The 19,782-nt window shown below is 37.0% G+C and carries 23 protein-coding genes and 1 pseudogene; 5 read left to right on the top strand and 19 right to left on the bottom strand.

Translation table 11 applies throughout. The annotated features are described in order from the left end of the window. Nucleotides 1-34 precede the first annotated feature (34 nt). The 6 genes from N4G44_RS01745 to N4G44_RS01770 all read right to left on the bottom strand — a co-directional run bounded on the left by N4G44_RS01745 (nucleotide 35) and on the right by N4G44_RS01770 (nucleotide 4,380). Nucleotides 35-1,105, bottom strand: coding sequence for an adenylosuccinate synthetase (locus N4G44_RS01745; RefSeq protein ID WP_474924363.1), 1,071 nt, complete (start codon nucleotides 1,103-1,105; stop codon nucleotides 35-37). A gap of 3 nt (nucleotides 1,106-1,108) precedes the next feature. Next, a complete protein-coding gene (locus tag N4G44_RS01750) occupies nucleotides 1,109-1,963 on the bottom strand; it encodes a hypothetical protein (RefSeq protein WP_474924364.1) in 855 nt (284 codons plus the stop codon). A gap of 2 nt (nucleotides 1,964-1,965) precedes the next feature. Beyond that, complete coding sequence (locus tag N4G44_RS01755; protein WP_474924365.1) at nucleotides 1,966-2,301, bottom strand: hypothetical protein; 336 nt, start codon at nucleotides 2,299-2,301, stop codon at nucleotides 1,966-1,968. Between the two features lie 75 nt (nucleotides 2,302-2,376). Then, entirely contained in the window at nucleotides 2,377-2,925 is a 549-nt protein-coding gene (locus tag N4G44_RS01760; RefSeq protein ID WP_474924366.1) for a prolyl hydroxylase family protein, read from the bottom strand. 28 nt (nucleotides 2,926-2,953) lie between these two features. Further along, nucleotides 2,954-3,496, bottom strand: a complete 543-nt coding sequence (locus tag N4G44_RS01765) for an NADAR family protein (RefSeq protein ID WP_474924367.1) — start codon at nucleotides 3,494-3,496, stop codon at nucleotides 2,954-2,956. Between the two features lie 206 nt (nucleotides 3,497-3,702). Beyond that, entirely contained in the window at nucleotides 3,703-4,380 is a 678-nt protein-coding gene (locus N4G44_RS01770; RefSeq protein WP_474925027.1) for an NUDIX hydrolase, read from the bottom strand. 189 nt (nucleotides 4,381-4,569) lie between these two features. Between N4G44_RS01770 and N4G44_RS01775 the strand changes: the two genes are divergently transcribed. Continuing rightward, nucleotides 4,570-4,779, top strand: a complete 210-nt coding sequence (locus N4G44_RS01775; RefSeq protein WP_474924368.1) for a hypothetical protein — start codon at nucleotides 4,570-4,572, stop codon at nucleotides 4,777-4,779. Nucleotides 4,780-4,817: 38 nt separating this feature from the next. Here the strand turns inward: N4G44_RS01775 and lepA are convergent, their stop codons facing one another. From lepA to N4G44_RS01805, 6 genes are all read right to left on the bottom strand, one after another. After that, complete coding sequence (lepA, locus tag N4G44_RS01780) at nucleotides 4,818-6,614, bottom strand: translation elongation factor 4 (protein ID WP_040992948.1); 1,797 nt, start codon at nucleotides 6,612-6,614, stop codon at nucleotides 4,818-4,820. A gap of 71 nt (nucleotides 6,615-6,685) precedes the next feature. Then, entirely contained in the window at nucleotides 6,686-7,726 is a 1,041-nt protein-coding gene (locus tag N4G44_RS01785; protein WP_474924369.1) for a glycine zipper 2TM domain-containing protein, read from the bottom strand. Between the two features lie 79 nt (nucleotides 7,727-7,805). Then, nucleotides 7,806-8,822 (bottom strand): hypothetical protein, encoded by a 1,017-nt coding sequence (locus N4G44_RS01790; RefSeq protein WP_474924370.1) that lies wholly within the window; start codon nucleotides 8,820-8,822, stop codon nucleotides 7,806-7,808. 94 nt (nucleotides 8,823-8,916) lie between these two features. Further along, the gene (locus tag N4G44_RS01795; RefSeq protein ID WP_474924371.1) at nucleotides 8,917-9,348 is read right to left on the bottom strand and encodes a hypothetical protein; all 432 of its coding nucleotides are present in this window, start codon (nucleotides 9,346-9,348) and stop codon (nucleotides 8,917-8,919) included. A gap of 96 nt (nucleotides 9,349-9,444) precedes the next feature. Further along, a complete protein-coding gene (locus tag N4G44_RS01800; RefSeq protein WP_474924372.1) occupies nucleotides 9,445-9,978 on the bottom strand; it encodes a hypothetical protein in 534 nt (177 codons plus the stop codon). 17 nt (nucleotides 9,979-9,995) lie between these two features. Then, complete coding sequence (locus tag N4G44_RS01805) at nucleotides 9,996-10,547, bottom strand: RNA polymerase sigma factor (RefSeq protein WP_048501565.1); 552 nt, start codon at nucleotides 10,545-10,547, stop codon at nucleotides 9,996-9,998. Nucleotides 10,548-10,737: 190 nt separating this feature from the next. Here N4G44_RS01805 and N4G44_RS01810 point away from each other — a divergent pair, with 190 nt between their 5' ends. The 4 genes and pseudogenes from N4G44_RS01810 to porW all read left to right on the top strand — a co-directional run bounded on the left by N4G44_RS01810 (nucleotide 10,738) and on the right by porW (nucleotide 15,212). Next, a complete protein-coding gene (locus N4G44_RS01810; RefSeq protein ID WP_474924373.1) occupies nucleotides 10,738-11,487 on the top strand; it encodes a Rossmann-like and DUF2520 domain-containing protein in 750 nt (249 codons plus the stop codon). Next, nucleotides 11,477-11,993 (top strand): annotated as a pseudogene (locus N4G44_RS01815) (KdsC family phosphatase). Before N4G44_RS01810 ends, N4G44_RS01815 begins: the two are co-directional and overlap by 11 nt. Nucleotides 11,994-12,001: 8 nt before the next feature. After that, nucleotides 12,002-12,556: a Maf family protein gene (locus N4G44_RS01820; RefSeq protein WP_474924374.1), complete on the top strand. Its 555-nt coding sequence runs from the start codon at nucleotides 12,002-12,004 to the stop codon at nucleotides 12,554-12,556. Nucleotides 12,557-12,641: 85 nt separating this feature from the next. Next, the gene (gene porW, locus N4G44_RS01825) at nucleotides 12,642-15,212 is read left to right on the top strand and encodes a type IX secretion system periplasmic lipoprotein PorW/SprE (RefSeq protein WP_474924375.1); all 2,571 of its coding nucleotides are present in this window, start codon (nucleotides 12,642-12,644) and stop codon (nucleotides 15,210-15,212) included. Between the two features lie 51 nt (nucleotides 15,213-15,263). Here porW and tsaB read toward each other — a convergent pair whose 3' ends face one another. The 7 genes from tsaB to N4G44_RS01860 form a co-directional block, all read right to left on the bottom strand. Then, on the bottom strand, nucleotides 15,264-15,950 hold the full coding sequence (tsaB, locus tag N4G44_RS01830) for a tRNA (adenosine(37)-N6)-threonylcarbamoyltransferase complex dimerization subunit type 1 TsaB (protein WP_474924376.1): 687 nt from the start codon (nucleotides 15,948-15,950) through the stop codon (nucleotides 15,264-15,266). Between the two features lie 84 nt (nucleotides 15,951-16,034). Next, on the bottom strand, nucleotides 16,035-16,784 hold the full coding sequence (locus N4G44_RS01835; RefSeq protein WP_474924377.1) for an SDR family NAD(P)-dependent oxidoreductase: 750 nt from the start codon (nucleotides 16,782-16,784) through the stop codon (nucleotides 16,035-16,037). A gap of 79 nt (nucleotides 16,785-16,863) precedes the next feature. Next, a complete protein-coding gene (locus N4G44_RS01840; RefSeq protein ID WP_474924378.1) occupies nucleotides 16,864-17,274 on the bottom strand; it encodes a tautomerase family protein in 411 nt (136 codons plus the stop codon). Between the two features lie 36 nt (nucleotides 17,275-17,310). Next, nucleotides 17,311-17,682: a YraN family protein gene (locus N4G44_RS01845; protein ID WP_073062430.1), complete on the bottom strand. Its 372-nt coding sequence runs from the start codon at nucleotides 17,680-17,682 to the stop codon at nucleotides 17,311-17,313. Continuing rightward, nucleotides 17,682-18,071, bottom strand: a complete 390-nt coding sequence (locus tag N4G44_RS01850; RefSeq protein ID WP_474924379.1) for a hypothetical protein — start codon at nucleotides 18,069-18,071, stop codon at nucleotides 17,682-17,684. Before N4G44_RS01850 ends, N4G44_RS01845 begins: the two co-directional genes overlap by 1 nt. A gap of 48 nt (nucleotides 18,072-18,119) precedes the next feature. After that, nucleotides 18,120-19,049, bottom strand: a complete 930-nt coding sequence (locus N4G44_RS01855) for a S66 peptidase family protein (RefSeq protein ID WP_474924380.1) — start codon at nucleotides 19,047-19,049, stop codon at nucleotides 18,120-18,122. Further along, nucleotides 19,046-19,732 carry a LysE family translocator gene (locus tag N4G44_RS01860; protein WP_040992974.1) on the bottom strand — a complete coding sequence of 229 codons (687 nt, stop codon included), beginning with the start codon at nucleotides 19,730-19,732 and terminating at the stop codon, nucleotides 19,046-19,048. Before N4G44_RS01860 ends, N4G44_RS01855 begins: the two co-directional genes overlap by 4 nt. Nucleotides 19,733-19,782: the final 50 nt, after the last annotated feature.

The raw sequence follows: 19,782 nt of genomic DNA on the forward strand, positions 1-19,782 counted from the left end.
GTATCGGCTCTATCAAATATAAGCCATTATTTGATTAAAAAATTGGTTTAAAATCTTTTGAATATGGGGAATATGAACCGTAAATTCTGTCGAATTCCTGTTTTATATTTTCTGGTTTAAACTGTTCATCGATCTGATCCAGGCAAGTTATAACCAGGTTCTTTTTGGTCGTGGTTACGTAAGCTCCGTCCAAAAGAAGGGCATAATTCAGTAAATCATAATCCAGATCTCCCAACCTGAAGTCTTTCTGATATTCATTAAAAATACAGGTTTCCTCTTCATTATTCTTCAGTTTCAGTTCCTTCTCATTGCTCATCCAGCCGCTTCCGTGACGGGTAGAATAGATCCGGGTCACATAAAACATTTCAATGTCTTCTATTTTCAGAAGCCTGCAGATTTCGTATGCATTTTTAGAGGTAGTATTGGCATAAGTCACATTGGGAAATACACCATGATCCATATCCAGAAGAATTCCCTGGCTTCCTTCAAAAATGAGGTTTTCGAATTTGTTCAGATAGTTATAGTCACTTATTTTCCAGTCAATTTCATCTATTGCTTTCAGAAAATCACTCAAAGCCTCATCTACATGTTCTTTATCCATAAAACCATAGTAATAGGCGATTCCCTTCAATTTCTCAATCAGCATTGTTCTTGGTGCTATTAAATCGGCTGCAAATAGCTTATAAGGGCTTTCCTGTCTTTTCATGGTGGCACCAATGCCTTTTCCGCAGGTTCCGTGATCCAGATTTCTTGTATCGGTCCTGTTTTGCCAGACATCAAACGGAGTGGTCACTTTGGCTAAAGGGTGAATATGCAACTCTACATTTCCGTTTTTTTGCATTAATTCCTTTCTTTCATTTAAAAGAAAAACAGGGTGAATGGTGCAATGCTCTGTAAAATAAGACGGTAATCCCCGAAGTGTTCCGCTTCCAAAGCTGGAATGAATATGCTTTTTATCATCAATCATTACCGTGTGCGCCGCCTGCTGTCCTCCGGAAAACCTGATGACCACAGATTCCGGGTGTTGCTGTGCCAGAAAATCTGTTGTGATTCCCTTTCCTTCATCACCGAAACCCAACCCTATTACTATCTGTGCCTTTTTCATGACTTAAAACATTTGAATATGATCGAATCCTATATTACCTGCTGTTCCTGAACCTCCATTTTTAAAAGTCTCACAAATGATTCCTTTAATAACGTCCGGAATTTCCCTGTGATCAGTTATTGAAAGACAATTCCTTCCCAGCAATTCCTTCCAGCCTCTATCTGCCCTCATTGCCTGTTCTGAATGAAGAACGCTGATGTGGTAAACCTCATACCTTTTCCTCGCTTCTTCCAGTAGCTCATAATGAGTGTAGGTATGCTGTCCTGCCCCCATAATTTCCCTGATCGCTGATGCAGGAAGTGTTTTTAAGCAAGGTTCGTCTCCTACTGTAAAGAGAATTCCTTTCTGGTTCCTTTTTTCAAAAGCATCGGTTCTGGTATGAAAAGCGGCAAAATACCACGCCAGAAGATAACTTTCCCCTGCATTTCCACCACCACCGGATTCAATGTATGTTCGGGTAAGCCACATATCCAGTTCTTCGTCGCCGGACTCAAACTGGCCAACCTGCAGAGGATAATTATCACATTCATGATCCCCGATTCCAAGAAATAAGAGTGCCGGATCCGGAACGCCGCCCTGGATAATTCCGCCCATTAATTTGGGAAGGCCTTCTTTTATAAGTTCGTGAGGAATATGCCCCATACTGCCTGTTACATCCAGTCCTAAAATAATGGGAACGGAGTTCGGATGCACCTCAGAATCTCTGGATTCCCTGAAAGAAATACCTTTTGGGTTCATAGATTCATGAGCTCTTCCCAATGCATTCTGAGTGAAAATTTCACCTGCGGATTTAAAACCGTAACCTGCTTTTCTTGCTCTGTCAAAACGAGCATCCATATCGTATCTTGTACTTCCCATAACTAAAATATTTTACCGAATAAATATTCAAATCTTTTTACTGCCACTTCCAGCTGAATATTTAAATTTCTGATTGTTAATAATAATTCTATGTCTTTCTGAACAAATGCCTCCGGCTGAAAATCCGCAAAAGTTAAACTGTTCCTGTCTAAAGGACTGATATCAATAAGTCCTTCCTGCTCCCGTTCCAGTCTTTTTATTTTAAGCCCGATGTCTTCTATCCTGCGCCTGTAAATCAATTCGGAATCTGCTCCGATGGTACGGGCCCGGTCTTCTCTGATCTGGTCATTATTTCTCTGTAATGACTCGATAAATCTTGGTTTTAACTCGTCTTCCATCTTTAAACTTATTTATTTGTGTTGTTTTTACGCTAAATAAAACTGACATAGTAATGCCTATTTCTGTAAAGGATTTTACTTATTGGAATACATTACATCGGTTCTCAAAACATATTTCATTCCGCTGATCAGGGTTTTTCCTTCATGCCTTAACGGATGGTAGAATACTAATGCTGACCCCTTTTTTGGAGCTACAGTGAACAGGTTTTCGAATTCTGTCTCTCCTCCTTCAAAATCATCATTTAGATAAATCATAAACGTGTAAAAACTCTTCTCATGTTCGTTTCTGATATAGCTTCCGTCTCGGTGCATTTTAAACCGCTGTCCGGGAGAATATTTATAGACTCTGAACATTTCATTAAAATTCAACAGTTTATAATTTTCATGCTCCTGAGGAAGAAATTCAGATGCTTTTTCAAAAAGGCTTGCTGCCATATCATTATCGAAAACCATCAATCTGTCATTATTTCTGATTCCCTTACTCATCATTTGCCTTCCATGCATATTGATTTTAGCTTCTTCAAATACTTTTTCCTCTGCCATCGCTATATAACTTTCACATGCTTGCGAAGTAAGGAAATCTTCGATGAGGAATATCTGCGGGTGTAATTCTGTCTTTTCCATGATTGATATTGTGTTTGGTAATTATAATTTATTTTCTTAATTCATCTCTAACGTCCATTAAGGCAAAACCCAACAGGTTTTCCCCGTCCCATAAAGCCGGATTCACTGCTCTTGAATCTGATTCCAACATCCCTATTCCCCATATTTTATCGTAAGGGCTCGCTTCAACAAGCACTTGATCATTAGTAGACAATAAAAAATTTTTAAATTTAGGGTTTTGTGAAAATTTAAGAAGATTCGCTTGTTTTACTATCTCATATTTATTCTCATCCCAAATTTTCGGATCAAAATTCTCAACTCTTCTTCCTAAGCTCTTTGCCTGATTTGGTGTTTCAGATCTTATTATTTTCTCTAAAGCCTTTTCATCATTAAATAATCTTGCTTTTCCGGCCATCATATAATGTTCTGCCGTTTTATAGATCACACCGTTTTCTTCAAACTGAATGGGAAACCATTGACTGAAACAAGCCTTGGTGATCTCATCTTTTACGGTATGTCCCCAGAAAAACAGAAATTCTAGTTTGTTTCCTTTTTGAAATCTTTCAATGATATTTTGTAAAGTGTATTTCATGATTGCGTTATTATTACACAAATGTAAAACAATATCATTTTATAAAACAAATTTATTTGCGTTAATTTTACGCTATTCATTTAATGCTCTGATTATCAGTATATAAATTTTATTATCTTGATGTTAAAAAGTGCACAAATGATACAAAGTAACAATTAAACTCTATTTCAAGTTTAATATTAATTCAGAAAAGATTGGATGAAAAGTTATTTAATCTCGAAATAGAAGCCTTCTTTTTCTAGCTCTTCATATTTTTCCTTGTTAAAAGTAAAGAGCTTTCCAGGTCTGCCGCTGCCTTCTTTTTTCACATTATTGGTTTCATTGAGCAAGTCGTAGCTCATGATCTTTTTACGGAAGTTTCTGCGGTCTATTTCACGGCCGATAATGGTCCTGTAGAGATTTTCGAGATCTGAAAACGGGAATTCTTCATTCAGGAGATTAAAGCCGATGGGTTGATACTGAAGCTTGGTGCGGAGTCTCTTTAACGCAATATCGATTATTGATTTATGGTCAAAAGCAAGTGACGGAAGTTTATTAACACTGAACCATTGGGCATCTTCTGCATCAGAGTCTGCAAAGAGTTCATGATAGGACGGGTTCACAAGGCCCAGATAAGCCACAGAAACCACCCTGTTTCTTGGGTCACGGCCTACGTTACCAAAAGTATAAAGTTGTTCCAAAAAATCAGGCTTTATGCCCGCCTCTTCATAGAGCTCTCTTTTCACCGCATCATCCAGGTTTTCATCATCCAGAACCAGCCCACCGGGAAGTGCCCAGCCTCCTTTGAACGGATCAATTTTTCTTTTAATCAATAGAATCTGAAGATCCTGTTTATCAAAATACCCGAAAATAACGGCATCAACAGCTACTTTTATATCCTGAATTTTTTTGGAGATCCCATTTTTAGTTTGCGTTACGAATACACAAAGGTACAATTTATAAATGAAACAACTTCTGCAAAAAGTCAAAGAAATAAAAACAAGTGGAATCACTTATCCTAAAACGGTGTTTTTCCTTATTGATTTCCTGACAGATATACTCAACTTTGGGATAAGAAATAAAATTACACCATCATGAAAACATTATTAAGAGCCTTTATTGTGGTCATTATCATCATAGGAGGAGTTTTGATCATTGTCGTAGGGAAAAAGCCTTTCCCTGAACCTGAATGTCTCGTATGCGGGATCAATCTTGTAAGAACATTGGGAATTGCTGAAGTCATTCTCGGCATCGGAGCACTGGCAATACAGGCGAATCTGACTGAGAAGCAGCGTAATTTCTGAAAAATAAAAGACCGGTAAATTACCGGTCTTTTTTATATTTAATCGTTTAGTTTCAATACTGCCATGAATGCAGACTGCGGGACTTCTACCCTTCCGATCTGTTTCATTTTCTTTTTACCTTCTTTCTGCTTTTCAAGAAGTTTACGTTTTCTGGAAATATCTCCTCCGTAACATTTTGCGGTAACATCTTTTCTCAAAGCTTTGATGGTTTCCCTTGCGATAACCTTCGTTCCTAATGCGGCCTGAACAGCGATATCAAACTGCTGTCTCGGAATCAGCTCACGAAGCTTTTCACACATCTTTTTCCCGATATAATATGCATTACTATCGTGGATCAGTGAGGAAAGGGCATCTACCATATCCCCGTTGATCAGGATATCCATTTTTACAAGCTTGGAAGCTCTGAATCCGATCGGATGATAATCGAAAGATGCATAACCTTTGGAGATCGATTTCAATCTGTCATAGAAGTCGAAAACCACTTCTGCCAACGGCATATTGAAGACCAGCTCTACTCTTTCTGAAGTTAAATAACTCTGGTTAACAATTTCTCCTCTTTTTTCAATACATAGGGTCATTACTGCTCCTACGAAATCGGATTTTGTAATAATGGAAGCTTTGATAAACGGTTCCTCTACTCTATCCATGATGGAAGGATCCATCATTTCTGAAGGGTTATTGATCAGGATCGGAGTTTCAGGATCTTTTTTGGAATATCCAAAATAAGATACGTTCGGTACCGTAGTGATCACGTTCATATTAAACTCTCTGTCAAGACGCTCCTGAACGATTTCCATGTGAAGCATTCCAAGGAATCCGCAACGGAAACCGAATCCTAAAGCAGCTGAACTTTCCGGTTCAAATACCAGTGAAGCATCATTCAGTCTTAATTTTTCAAGAGAGAATCTCAATTCTTCAAAATCTTCGGAATCAATAGGATAAATTCCGGCAAAAACCATCGGCTTTACTTCTTCAAATCCTTCAATAGGCCCTGATGCCGGTTTCTCAAAAGAAGTGATCGTATCTCCTACTTTTACTTCTCTTGCATCTTTAATTCCGGAAACCAGATATCCCACATCCCCACATCCGATTGTTTTTTTAGGTACCTGCTTTAATTTCAGTGTTCCTACTTCATCAGCTCCGTATTCTTTACCGGTAGCAAAGAATTTAATCTTTTCATTTTTGGAAATGCTTCCGTTTACTACTTTGAAGTAGGCCTCAATCCCTCTGAACGGGTTATAAACTGAGTCAAAAACCAAAGCCTGAAGCGGTGCGTCCGGATCTCCTACCGGTGCAGGAATTCTTTCTACAATTTTTTCAAGCAGATCATGAACCCCTTCTCCTGTTTTCCCAGAAACTCTTAAAACATCATCGTAGTCGCATCCGATGAGATTCATGATCTCGTCAGTTACTTCCTCTGGGTTTGCAGACGGAAGGTCAATTTTATTAAGAATCGGAATAATCGTAAGATCATTTTCCAAAGCCAGGTACAGGTTACTGATGGTTTGAGCCTGAATACTTTGAGCAGCATCTACAATAAGAAGTGCGCCTTCACAAGCGGCAATAGAACGGGAAACTTCGTAAGAGAAGTCTACGTGTCCCGGGGTATCAATAAGATTTAAGATATATTTTTCTCCTTTATACTCATAATCCATCTGAATAGCGTGAGATTTAATCGTAATCCCACGTTCTTTCTCCAGATCCATATCATCCAGGGTCTGAGACTGCAGCTCTCTTTGGGTAACGGTATTGGTATACTCCAAAAGACGGTCTGCCAAAGTACTTTTACCGTGGTCAATATGAGCGATTATGCAAAAATTTCGTATGTTTTTCATTTAAGAACGTTGTAATTTGCAAAGATAAAAAAAGCAGGCAGATTATCTCTGCTTAATTTTCAGTGTATCATTTATTTTTCAAAGATATAGGCACCAGTTAAAGAATCTAAGTAAACATTGGATTCCTGAGTAGATTTAAAACCAATTCCATTCATTGCTCCAGCATTGGAATTGGACCCGGAATCAATAGCTGCTCCAATTAGTGCACCAACTATACCTCCGGCTACTGCTCCTACAAAAGCTCCTCCTGTTTTAGCTTCAGCAAAGAGATTTGCTCTGGAAGTATAGATGTAAAATCCTTTCGAATCTTTCTGAAGCATATCGAAACCTACAGGGGTAAGTTTATAAGCCTTTCCTCCTTCTACATAACAGTACATTTCAGAAAAAGAAGTCTGAAGGTCTCCCTTTACCAGCCTGGTAACTCTTCCTTTTTTATTTTTGTCAACAGAATAACCGGGGTTTGGCTCCTGATTAAGAAATCCTTTAAAATCATTATAGACACCATCTTTAAGCTCTGAATTAGTATATACCTTATAATTATCTCTCAAATATTGATCATAATTATTAATTTCATTTTCAGGAATAAACGAACCAGAAACAACACCAGAATAGGAATTTTTAATGAATTCGGCTATAATATCAGATATCAAAGAAGCCAGATAGTGTTGTGGATGAGCTACCTTTTTTGGATTGCAGACAATTACATTATTAAAACGATTAATAAAATAATATCTATCTTTTCTCTTTATAAAACTTGAAATCTTTATTTTTGCTTTGGCATAAGGATATTCTTTACCTCCATCTTGCTCGTCATATACTTTCAATTCTTCCAACATCAGAACAATATCCATATTTCCCAATTTTTTATTGTTCTCTAAAAACCAGTTTTCAAAGTATCCCTTCAAATCCTCCTTCTTAAACTTTACTTCTGCAGTTTCTTTCTTATCAGTAACAGTACCAATTATTTTATCAGTACGATTATCTATTAAAGTTAATGATTGGACTAGTCCCTTTTTATCTTTTATATTTTGTTTAAGCTCAATAATTTCAGTTCTCTGAGCAAATAAAGATAAAGACAATAACATTAAAATAAAGAAGAAGATTTTTTTCATATTGAATTTTCCGCAAAACTAAGAATTCATTTCAAAATTAAACGGCTCTCACAGAATAAATCTGTAAGAGCCATTATTTTTATTCCTCTGAAAAATCATATTCTCCGGTCAGCGAATCAATATAAACTTTTCCAACATCTCCATTCTTCATTTTCTTCTGTCTTGCTCCCTGCTCTATTGCTCCGGCAACTCCACCAATTAAACCAAACATTCCATATGTACTGTTCATTTGTACAGGGAAAAGATGCCCACGATTGGCAGTAACATAGAAGCCTTTTTCATCTTTATCAAGATCAAGGAAGCCTGAGAATGTCATTTTATGGGCTTTCCCTTTTTCTACATAGGCAAACATTTTATAGGCAGGAATTTTAGTTTTCTTTCCATTTTCTTCTTTCACTGCTCTTGTAATATCTCCTTTATTATTGAGCTCAAAAGTATAGCTTCCGGACTCAGGGGTTTGGTTGAAGAATGAAATATAATTCAGATAAATTCCGTCTTTTAGCTGGCCTTCTTTTAAAGCAGCATAGCTATTGTTTACATAATTACTGTAATCTCCTAACTCGCTAAACGACAACGAATTTCCCACCGGATTCAATGAATAAGATTTTTTGATAAATACTGAAAAAATAGTAGGAATATTTTTCACCATCAGTTCAGAAATCTCCTTATCATAAAAAGTAAAGACTGTATCTTTTTTATAGAGAAACTGATACTTATCTCCTTTTTTTGCGAAAGTCTGAGCAGAAAAATCTATTTTCCCCTCTGTCTTTTTGCCATCAGAATCTCCCGTTGAAAGCTTTAGCCTTTTTAAGACCATAACAAACTCGTTTGATGCACCCGTTTGATTACTCTTTAAATACCATGCACTAAAATCGTTATCGGGCGTTGTAGGAAAAACAACTTCTCTCATTTCTTTTTGTTCTCCGAAAGGCAGCGTTCCAATTTGTTTATCTTCTCTCTGGTCAATTACTTTAAAGGATTTATAGGTATTTTCAGTGTAATTTAAAATGTTGCCTTTGAACTTTATTACTTCTTTTGTTTGTGAAAAAGAAATGATAGCTGCAAAAGTAAACAGCAACTGCATCAGTTTTCTCATTATATTTTTTGTGCAAAAATAGTAATTCATAAATATTAAACGGCTCTCACAGAATAAATCTGTAAGAGCCGTCCAACATTAAAAAAATAAACTATTATGGGTTTTGTTTGGGCCTTGCCATATTATTGTACCCGGAATGAGGCTTTCTTTCATTCATTTTATCTCTCATCATTCCTTCAGTCTGGAATAGCTTTAATACTTTCTGGCAGGGAATTACCTGCTGCATCTTGTCAGCATATTTCTTCCTGTTATCCAGCAGCTTCTGTCCCACCTCGAAGCTCTGCTGAAGTTTTGCTTTGGCTTCCTCATCAGATAAGGTTTCCGGATTAAAATTAGAATTAAACTGGCTTTTTATCTGTTTCTGATTATCTAAATACTCATTATAAAGCTGAGTAAATTCTGTTTTATCGCTGGGATCAATATCGAGATTTTCCAGCACCATATTATTCCTGAACTTTTTAAGAAGTTCTTTTCTCTCCTCGGGAGAAAGATTGTTTATTACCTCTTTTCGTTGTTTAGGGTCCATTTTTTCCAGTCGTAATCTGTCGTCTGCCCATTTTGCGCATTCAGACCAAAACCATAAATAATAAAAAGTGTAAATAATATCTTTTTCATCTTTCTTTTAATTATATAAATCTAAATAAACGTCCTGCGTGGAATTACTTGCCAGTTCTGATATTTCAGAATTGGAAAACGTATCCAGATATTCATTCATTTTAACTTCCTCTTGTTTAGTGACTGCTTTTGCAGGTTGTGAAGTTGTTTTATGGTCAACTTCCTTCACCGGGTTGCTTGCTATAGTTTTATTTTCCTGATTTACAACTATTTGATTATTATTTTCAACAGAAGTTAAATCTGCTTCCAGTGTTTCATAAGCTCGTTCACTTTCTGTTTTAGGCTTCTGGTTATTCTCGACTAATGTTTTTGAATTCAACACATTTTCTGCCGTATCATGATCAGAATTGAAAACATACGTTGCTCCAAATATCAAAGCCAATGATGCCGCAGCAGCATACATCCAGTTTAATTTAAAAATGGGTGCCTTTTTATTCGCTTTCACTTCGTTCATTACATTATTCTGGATATTTTCAAATAAATGGTCCGGAACTTTGTAAATGTTTTTTCGTTCTAGTTTTTCTATGTCGAACTCTTTCATCTCTGTTGGTTCAAAAATTATCTTTCGTAATTTTCTTTAATATATTCTTCTATTTTCTGTTTGGCATAATGATAATTCGTTTTTAAAGTCCCTACGGACATATCTACAATTTTAGATATCTCTTCATAGGGCAGATCATCATAATACCGCATCATAAATACCAGTTTCTGCTTTTCGGGCAGGCTTTGTATAGCGTTCTGGAGCAGTACCTGTATTTCTTCTGCATCTCCGTCTGTATTGTCGGCCACCAGGTTCTGCATATAATACTCCGGATCTTCATCCGTTTTCTGCATTTTCTTCATCTTATTTACCTGCTGTAGTGCTTCGTTGGTAGCGATCCTGTACAACCAGGTATACAGCTGGCTGTCATTTTTAAACTGGTGAAAATTCTGATAGGCTTTAATAAAAGTCTCCTGCAGCGTATCCTGGGCCAGGTCCCCATCCACAATAATCCTTCTGATGTGCCAGTACAATCTGCTCTGATAAGCATCCATCAAGGCACGTACCCCTTTTTCCTGGGTCCGTGGATTCTGCATCAACGAAATAATTTCCGCGTCCTTAATCTTCATAAGATGCTTTCACTGTTTTGGATTACAAAAATAGCCGAAAGTTAAATTACTTATTCAATTTTCAGTCCAAATATTTAAAATAATATCAGATCCTTATATGGTGAGCCTTAAGCAATAGGCTAAGGAAGTGTTCATCATAAAACTTCCGGCGCTCTTTCTCTGTCTTCCTTTAAAATCTTATCTTTGTTAGATGCAAATTGTAATTATAGGCTCCGGAAATGTAGCTTACCATCTGGCAAAAGCTTTTAGACTGAAAGGTATTCCATTATCACAGATTTTTGGAAGAAACAGGGAAGAACTGGGAAAAATTTCTGAGGAATTGAATATTCCTTTCTCTACGGAACGTCTCCAGGATGCAGATCTGTACATCATTTGTGTAAGTGATAATTCTGTGGAAAATGTTTCTCAGCTTATCACTAAAAAAGACTGTCTGGTTGCCCACACTTCAGGATCTCTTCCCAAGGAAATTTTAACAGGGGAGTATAGAAAATCAAGCTTTTATCCTCTACAGACGTTTTCAAAATCAAAAGAACTGGATTATGAAAAAATTCCATTCTTTATTGAAGCTGAAAATGATCAGGACCAGCAGATTCTTACTGAGCTGGCTTCCAAAATTTCTGAAAACGTGATGGAAAGCAGCTATGAAAAGAGAAAATATATTCATCTGACTGCTGTTTTTGCCTGCAATTTTGTAAATCATCTTTTCGCAAGAGCTAAAGAAATCTCGGATTCACAGGAAATTCCGTTTGATTATTTCCTGCCGCTAATTAATGAAACGGTACAGAAAATCTATGAAATAGACCCGAAAGCTGCCCAGACCGGACCTGCCGTAAGGAATGATGTGAGAGTTCTGGAATTACATGAGCAGCTATTAAAAGACGAAAGTCTCGAAATTTATAAGACAATGAATCATTCTATTCAAAAAATGTATGAGCTATAAAGAGAAATTAAAAGATATTAAGGCGTTTGTATTTGATGTGGACGGAGTTTTTACAGACGGAAGCGTCTATCTGCTTCCGGGCGGGAATATGTGCAGGGTAATGAATGTCCTGGACGGTTATGCAGTAGTTAAAGCATTGAAAAACAATTATCTGATTGGGGTAATCACTGGTGGAAACGATGAAATGGTGAAGCACAGGATCAATTACCTGGGAATAGAAGACTACTACCCGAAATCCCACAACAAAATGGCTGATTTTGAAGATTTTAAAAAGAAATATAACCTTAGCAACGAAGAGATTCTGACAATGGGAGATGACCTTCCAGATATTCATATCATGGAAAACTCAGCTATTGCAGCATGTCCTGAAAATGCTGTTCCTGAAGTGAAAGGAATCTCCGACTATATTTCTGAAAAAAGGTGGAAGCGGGGCAGTACGGGACGTGATAGAGCAGGTGATGAAAGTTCAGGGGAAATGGCATGACGATAATACCCAATCTGTATAAAACGGCTTATGAAATTACTTTTAGCATCCCAGTCACCGAGAAGAAAAGAACTGCTTTCGAGCCTAGGCTTTGATTTTGAAGTGGTAAAAATAGACTGTGAGGAAATTCTTCCGGAAGGCATTAAAATAAAAGAAGCTGCAGCTTATCTGTCAGAACTAAAAGCAAAGGCTTTCAGGGAATTAACAGCGGATGAAGTCCTGATAACTGCCGATACCGTAGTTGCCGTAGAAGACCAGATCCTCGGAAAGCCAAAAGATGAGCATGAAGCTCAACAGATGCTTCGTTTGCTGTCAGGTAAGACCCATCAGGTATATACCGGAATTACTATAAAATCCGATAGTAAAACAATTACTGAAACTGATGTGGCGGATGTAGAACTGGATGAAATGACGGATGATGAAATAGAATATTACATTCAAAATTATAAGCCTTTCGACAAAGCAGGCAGCTATGGCATCCAGGAATGGCTGGGAATGGCAAAAATCAGCAGGATGAACGGAAGCTTCTATACGATTATGGGACTTCCTACCCATTTGGTTTATAAAATTTTGAAAGAAATATAAATATTATTCATTACAAAATTTTGTTATTTTTACAAAATCATCAACTGCTCATAATAAAAAGCAGATAAGAGAGTTATATTGAATAATGAAAAAGAATATATTATTCCTTTTAATCATGTGTATCGTTGCTTCCTGTGCTACCAAGACGAAAAAGCCGGAACAGCGATCCAAATTTTTAAAAGGATTCAACACTTACTATAATACCCTTTTTAATGCGAAAGACGCGTTAAACAGTGAATTTACGAGCAGAGATAAGGGACATAAAGATAATTTTTATGCTCCTTATATTCCTATTCTTACGTTCGAGGATCAGCCTTTGGGAAGTGATCTTGGCCAGTCTGAAGCATTTGCGGAAAATTCCATGAAAATGGGTGAAATCAACCGGGGTTCTGAAAGGGGAGCACCGGGAATGCCTCCTTCAATGCCGAACGCAAAAGGAAATGCAACTCCGGCAATGCCTGATGAGCTTCAGAATAAAGGGGCAACCACTTTAGAAATTGCTGAAGCAAAAGCTCAAAAAGCCATCAATAAATACTCCGTTATCAGAAGCGGTGAAGAAAAAAATAAGAAGATTTTTGATGCCTATATGATCCTCGTACAGTCCAGGATTTATCAGAATAAAGCTGTACAGGCACTGGATGCCCTGAACTATGTTTTTACCCATATGAAGGATGATAAAAGGCTTCCGCTGGCAAGAATTTATCAGGGTGTAGCGTATGCACAGATCAAGGATTATCATAAAGCCAATGAAACTTTTGCCAAACTGCAAGGAGAGGATATCAATAAGAGCTATGCAAAACTGTTGAGCATTTACCATTCTGAGGCTCTTCTGGATGCAGGGAAATTAAATGAAGCCGTAGTGGAGCTTGACAGGGCTTTTGAGCTGAATTCCGACAGAAAACTGAAAAGCAGAATTGCTTACCTGAGAGGGCAGGTTGCTGAAAACCTGGGCCAGAATGATAAGGCCCGTGAAAGCTATACACAAGCTTATAAATATGCCAATGATTTTGAGTTTGAAGTAAAATCCCAGATTGCAATCGCTAAAACTTTCAATGGAAAAGGTGACTATAATGGTGCTAAAAATTATCTTGAAGGAATCAGTAAAAAAGGAACTTACGGCTCAAGAAAGAATGAATTTTACTATGCTTTAGGCTTAATGGCTAATAAAGCCGGAAAAAAGGATGAAGCGCAGGAATTCTTTAAAAAATCATTGTTTGAGAAAGTGTCTGATCCGCAGGTGAGAGGCCTTACCTATTATGAAATAGGGAAGAGCTATCTTGAAAAAAATGATTACATAGGAGCCGGAACATACTACGATTCTGCCCTTACGGTAATGACTTACGAGCCTTCCAAAGTCCTTTTAAAAGACCAGTCGGAATATATCAAGAAGATCTCTAAAAATTATTATCTGATCAAGAAGAATGACAGTATTCTTGCATTGGCAAAGATGAGCGATGCCCAGAAAACAGACTTTTTCTCAAAATATATTGCCAAACTTAAAGTCAAAGAAGAAAAGGAAGAGCAGGAGAGAAGACGTGCAGAAAGGAACAAAGGCTTTGATACCGGGGATTACAATGCCAATTCAATATTTGCCAACAATGCCAATTCGTTTGAAGATTTTGGGGTAACTACCAAAGGTTTTTATTTCAGTAATACGGGAACAGTAAGCAAGGGAAGTTCTTCATTTAAGCAGATCTGGGGAGACCGTGCATTAGCTGATAACTGGCGTTATTCTAAAAAAATGGCTACCATTGAAGATATGAAAAACGAAGCTCTGGGAGTGACTTCAGCGCCTAATCCAAGACGTTTTGAGCCTACTTACTATATTGAACAGATCCCGACAGATCAGGAAAAACTGGGGCAGCTTAAAAAGGATAGAGATACTGCTTCTTTAGGACTGGGCGTGATGTACCAGAATTACTTTACCAATACTCCTTTGGCAACGAAAACGCTCTATGATCTTGTTGATGTGAAACCGGAAGAAAAAGTAATGCTTCAGGCCTTGTATGAAATATTTGCGATGAACTACCAAAAGAATCCACAGGCCGCAGAAAAGGCAAAACAGATCCTTTTAAAAGACTATCCTTATACTTCTTACGCAGAATTTGCAAGAAATCCTAAGAACAATTCATTTGTAAAATCATCAGAAGATGTTGAGAACGAATACAAAAAAGCTTATGCCCTTTATGAATCTGAAAAGTTTACAGAAAGCCGGGATGTGATTGATCAGACGATCCAGAAATATCCTAAAGACGCCCTTGTTCCGAAGTTCCAGCTGCTGAATGCATTCAACACCGGAAAAACAAGCGGAAAAGAGGTGATGATCCTGCAGCTTGAACAGATCGCACTGAATTATTCCAAAACCCCTGAAGGCATAAGGGCGAAAGAAATGCTGAATTATCTGAAAAGTGAGCTTTCTTTCCAGGCGACCGATAATAAAGGGAATTCTATTTCCCAGCAGCCGGAAATGCCTGCACAGCCTACCCAGAATATGAATAATGGTATTCCAGTAAATCCAGCTGGAAATGATAAGAATGCCCAGCTTCAGCAATTTATACAGGATGCCAATACTGACCCTAAAAAACCTAAACAGAAGCTAAAGAAGGATAAGAGTAAGGAAAATAATCCTGATGCAATTCCTGAAATGCCTCATTAAAATAAAAAAAGCGAAGATTAAGTCTTCGCTTTTTTAGTCTATTTTTTAAAGTCAATTAGAATCTGATGAATTCTTTTTCTTTACTCCATGGAAATCCTTGAGATAAAAAGGTTCAAAATAGGCAATATCTTCAAATTCTTTCCGGCTGATCTTTTCTATGGTCTTTTTGATAAGAAACTGAGAAGAAGGATAAGCATCATCTTTAAATTCCGCATCAGGAAGATCCAGGATATCTTTTGCTTTCTTTGCGCCGTCTCCTACAAAGATCACTTTTTTATCTTTAAACTCCTGGAAAGAAGCTTCATCTAAAATCTTAGCCTCGGTCGGCGAAAGTTCCTGTCCCGTCACGCCGTCATAAACGGCCGTATATACCTCCATTCTCCTTGCATCGATTAATGGCACTATATAATCATAGTTTTTGCCTAAAAAAGGCTCTATCATCGTTTCTAAAGAATTTACAGCAATTAAGGGCACTTTAAGTCCGTAGCAGAATCCTTTTGCAGAAGCAGCTCCGATTCTTAATCCTGTATAAGAACCAGGCCCTTTTCCCAAGGATACGGCTTCAATATCTTTCATTGCGATGCCTGCACCTTCCAAAGCCCATTCTACATAAGTATGGAGGCTTTCGGATTGTTTATAGTTTTCGGAAACTTCCTCACAAAGGCACAGGAGCTTTTCATCATCTGAAACAGCTACAGAACAGTTTTTGGAAGAGGTTTCCAGATATAGAATTTTCATCTCTTTTATTTTAAGCTAATGTCGAAATTACGGAAGACTGGATGACCTCCGGATCTTCTGCAAATTTATGCGTTTATTTTGAGACTATTTTCTGTAAATGGTTCTCGGTTCGCTCTGGGCACTCGGATAAATAGTCATATCTGAAACCATCACATGTTTTGGGGCGTTGATACAGTAAGCGATAGCGTCTGCAATATCTTCCGCTTTTAAGGCTTCATAACCGGCATATACGGTAGCAGCTCTCTCGCTGTCACCTTTGAATCTTACAAGCGAAAAATCTGTTTCTACAGCACCTGGCTGAATATTGGTTACTTTGATCCCGAATTCAGTAAGTTCCAGACGCATTCCTTCAGAAATTACATCAACTGCTTTTTTAGTTGCACAGTACACTGTACCGTTCGCATAAGTTTGTCTTGCCGCCACTGAACTAATGTTTACAATATGTCCGGAATTACGGCTTTTCATTGATGGGATAATCATTTTGGACACATATAGGAGACCTTTTACATTACCGTCTATCATGGAATCCCAATCATCTGTGTTTCCGGAAGAAAGAGGTTCCAAACCATGGGCATTGCCTGCATTATTGATTAGAACATCGATATTTTTCCACTCTTCAGGCAGGGAATTTATAGCTTTCTCAACTTCTTCAAGATTTCTTACATCAAACTTTAAACTAAATATTTCGGTATATTGAGAAAATTCGGTTTTCAAAGATTCTAAAACTTCATTTCTTCTCCCGCAGATAATAATTCTGTTGCCTTGTCTGGCAAGAAGCTCTGCTGTAGATTTTCCTATTCCGGAAGTGGCTCCGGTGATGAGTATTGTTTTCATAAAAAATGTAAATTTTAATGTACCAATCTAATAACATAGCAGTACAACAATTGATAATCTGCTACATTTTTCCAGAATACTATCCTTTATTAGTTGGTAACAAATGTTTAGATTCCTGTATTTCTCCATTTCCGAATGACCAGTCTTCCTGAATATTGTTTTCAAGTAACACAATAACAATATTGTTTTTTGTGACTGAAGTAGATTTTGATATTTCTTCTGCAATAGAAGAATATAACCTTCTCTTCTTTTCCAGGTCCCTTCCTTTTCCTGCAATAATCTGAATGTAAATAATTGTCTCTGTATGTGAAACTCCAAGATAATTCTGAGGAAATTTAATCTGATGTGAATCTAATTCTTCAATAACATGAAAGTAATCATCAACAGGGATATTAAACTCTTTAATTAAAGACTGATGAATAGAAATAGAAATTTGGTTTTTCTCTTCCAGACTCAGTGTTTTGGGCAAACTAATTCTTACAAATGGCATATATAAATTTTGATTAACGGTTTGATTTATTAATATTCAATTAGCATCAAATGCTTCGAAAGCATCCGTTATATGTTCAATAATTAAGTTTTTCTTTTCATCAGGCAGAACAGAAATAATATCAAACCTCACTTCTTGATCTTTATTAAATTTTTCCAGATAATGATTGGCCGCAGCCACTATAGATTTGATCTTTGTTTTGGTTACAGCTTCCTGAGGCAACATAAAAGCATCTGTAGAACGGGCTTTCACTTCTGCAATAATGATCAGGTTATCTTTTTCAGCAATAATATCAATTTCAGCTTTCTGAAACCGGAAATTTCTCACAAGGATTTTGTAGCCGTTTTTCTGCAAGTATTCTGCTGCTACATCTTCTGCCTGCTTCCCAAAGTCATTGTGAGTTGCCATTATTTAAAAGATAATTTATAGTTTTTTGATATCCAGACCTCTTTACTTTTACAATCCCAGTAAAAACGTTTTGATAAATCGAATTTATTTTTTTCTGAGGGTGTGAAGATGGTATCATCTATTTTATAAAAATCAATATTTTCAAGCTTGCTGATTGTAAAGCCCATTCTATTTTTGATTTTAAATGTTTTAAGATCAGGATCACCAGCGTATTTTTTTCCTTCCCAAATATTTCCTCTTTGATCATACTGGGAAAGAGCGTATTCAGTATTACAGGGACATGTCTCGGTATACTCAAGTTTTAATCTTTTATCAAAAAAGAGAAAATATGATAATACTGTAGCCAAAAAAATAATATACAGCATGCTTTTTACAAGATTCGGAGTCATTTTTACAGGCTCAAAATTCTCAGTAAACTTCATATAATTCTTCTGATTTTAAAACTCAATCTTCACCTTATCCTTAACCTGTACTTTCACATTTCCTCCGATAATCAGAGGTCTGTTGTCTTTAATATGCCCGTTCGGAAAGCCGAAAACAACCGGGAATTTATATTTTGAGATTCTTTCTGAAATCAATTTGTAAGCGAATTCATCGAAGCTTTCCTCATAGCTTTTATTTTCTTTTTCGTCGCCCATATTGGTCATCCCGCCAATGATAAGTCCTTTTATTTTCCCGAAAACACCGGCAAGCTCCAGGCTCATGATCATTCTGTCCAGAGCATAGAAATTTTCACCAATATCTTCAATGAATAAAATTTTATCCCTGAAATCAAAAGAATATTTGGTTCCCAAAAGGGCATAGATCAGGGCTAAATTGCCTCCGACCAGTTCGCCTTCAATATTCCCCTGCTTATTCAATTCATGAGATTTTAAGGCATATTTAGGCATTTTGCCTTTTAATACATCAAAGATCATATCGTAACTCTCATCAGTAACTCCAAAACTGGATGTTTTGATGGTTTGCCCATGGATTGATGCAAATCCTTTATTCAATAAATAACTTTGAATAACGGTATTATCTGAGTAGCCGATGTACCATTTCGGATTTTCTGTGAATTTTTTAAGTTTCAAATGCTGAACCAGATGCTGGCATCCGTAACCACCTCTGGAAGCCCAGACTGCAGAAATGCTGTCATCATTGAAAGCCTGGTTGATATCGCTCAGCCTTTCACTTTCTGTGCCTGCATAATTATATCCGTTTGAAAATTTAGTGTAAAGATGTTCACCAAGAACAGGCTCAAACCCTCTGTTTTTAATCATTTCTATCCCTTTTTCAAGCTGAGCGGCATCTACTGCTCCGGCAGGGGAAATAACGGCTATTCTGGCTCCTTTTTTAAGAGGTTTGGGAAATATTATTTTTTTCATTCTGTTTTTTGATACTTTATTTCTTTTTTCTCAGCTTCTTCCAATCGCCTGTCGAACTGATTAAATTTCTTAAAGCTCTGCAGGAAAATAAAGAAACTGAAAACAATAAGAATCCCGCCAACGATTCTTCTGATCTGGTTGGCAAGTTTCTGGGTAAGTTTATCGTGAAATTGTTTCGCAAGGAATATTTTAGCAAGATCAATACACAAGTACGTTCCGATAACGATGCTTATGTACAAAATAAAGCTGCTGGTATCAGGATACTGGTTTCTTACGGAGATTACCGTAACCAGCCAGAAAAGTATCACCCCTACATTTAAAAGATTAAAGAAAAAACCATTGAAAAACGTTTTAAAATAGTTCTGGCCAATGATTTTTTCTTCCCCGGGCATATGCATTTTGGTCTTGGTGACCATCATAACGATCCCGTACACGAAAATAAGTATGGAAGTGATCCTGTAAAATCCGGGATGCTTATCTATCAAAGTAACAATGTCCGCGCTTGCATAATAGGCAGCAACGATGCATAACAAATCCGCCGTAATGACACCAAGATCCAGTGCCAGAGCATGTCTGGGTCCTCTGGTGAAGCTGGTTTCAATTAAAAGGAAAAAAATAGGTCCTATAAAAACCAGGCTCAGCATAAATCCTAAGACAATGGCAGAAAGTACAAGTTCAAACATTCAATAGTATTTTAAAATGAAAAAAAATTCATCCCATTTATACAAAGTTA

This window comes from Chryseobacterium sp. GTID13, assembly GCF_056172655.1.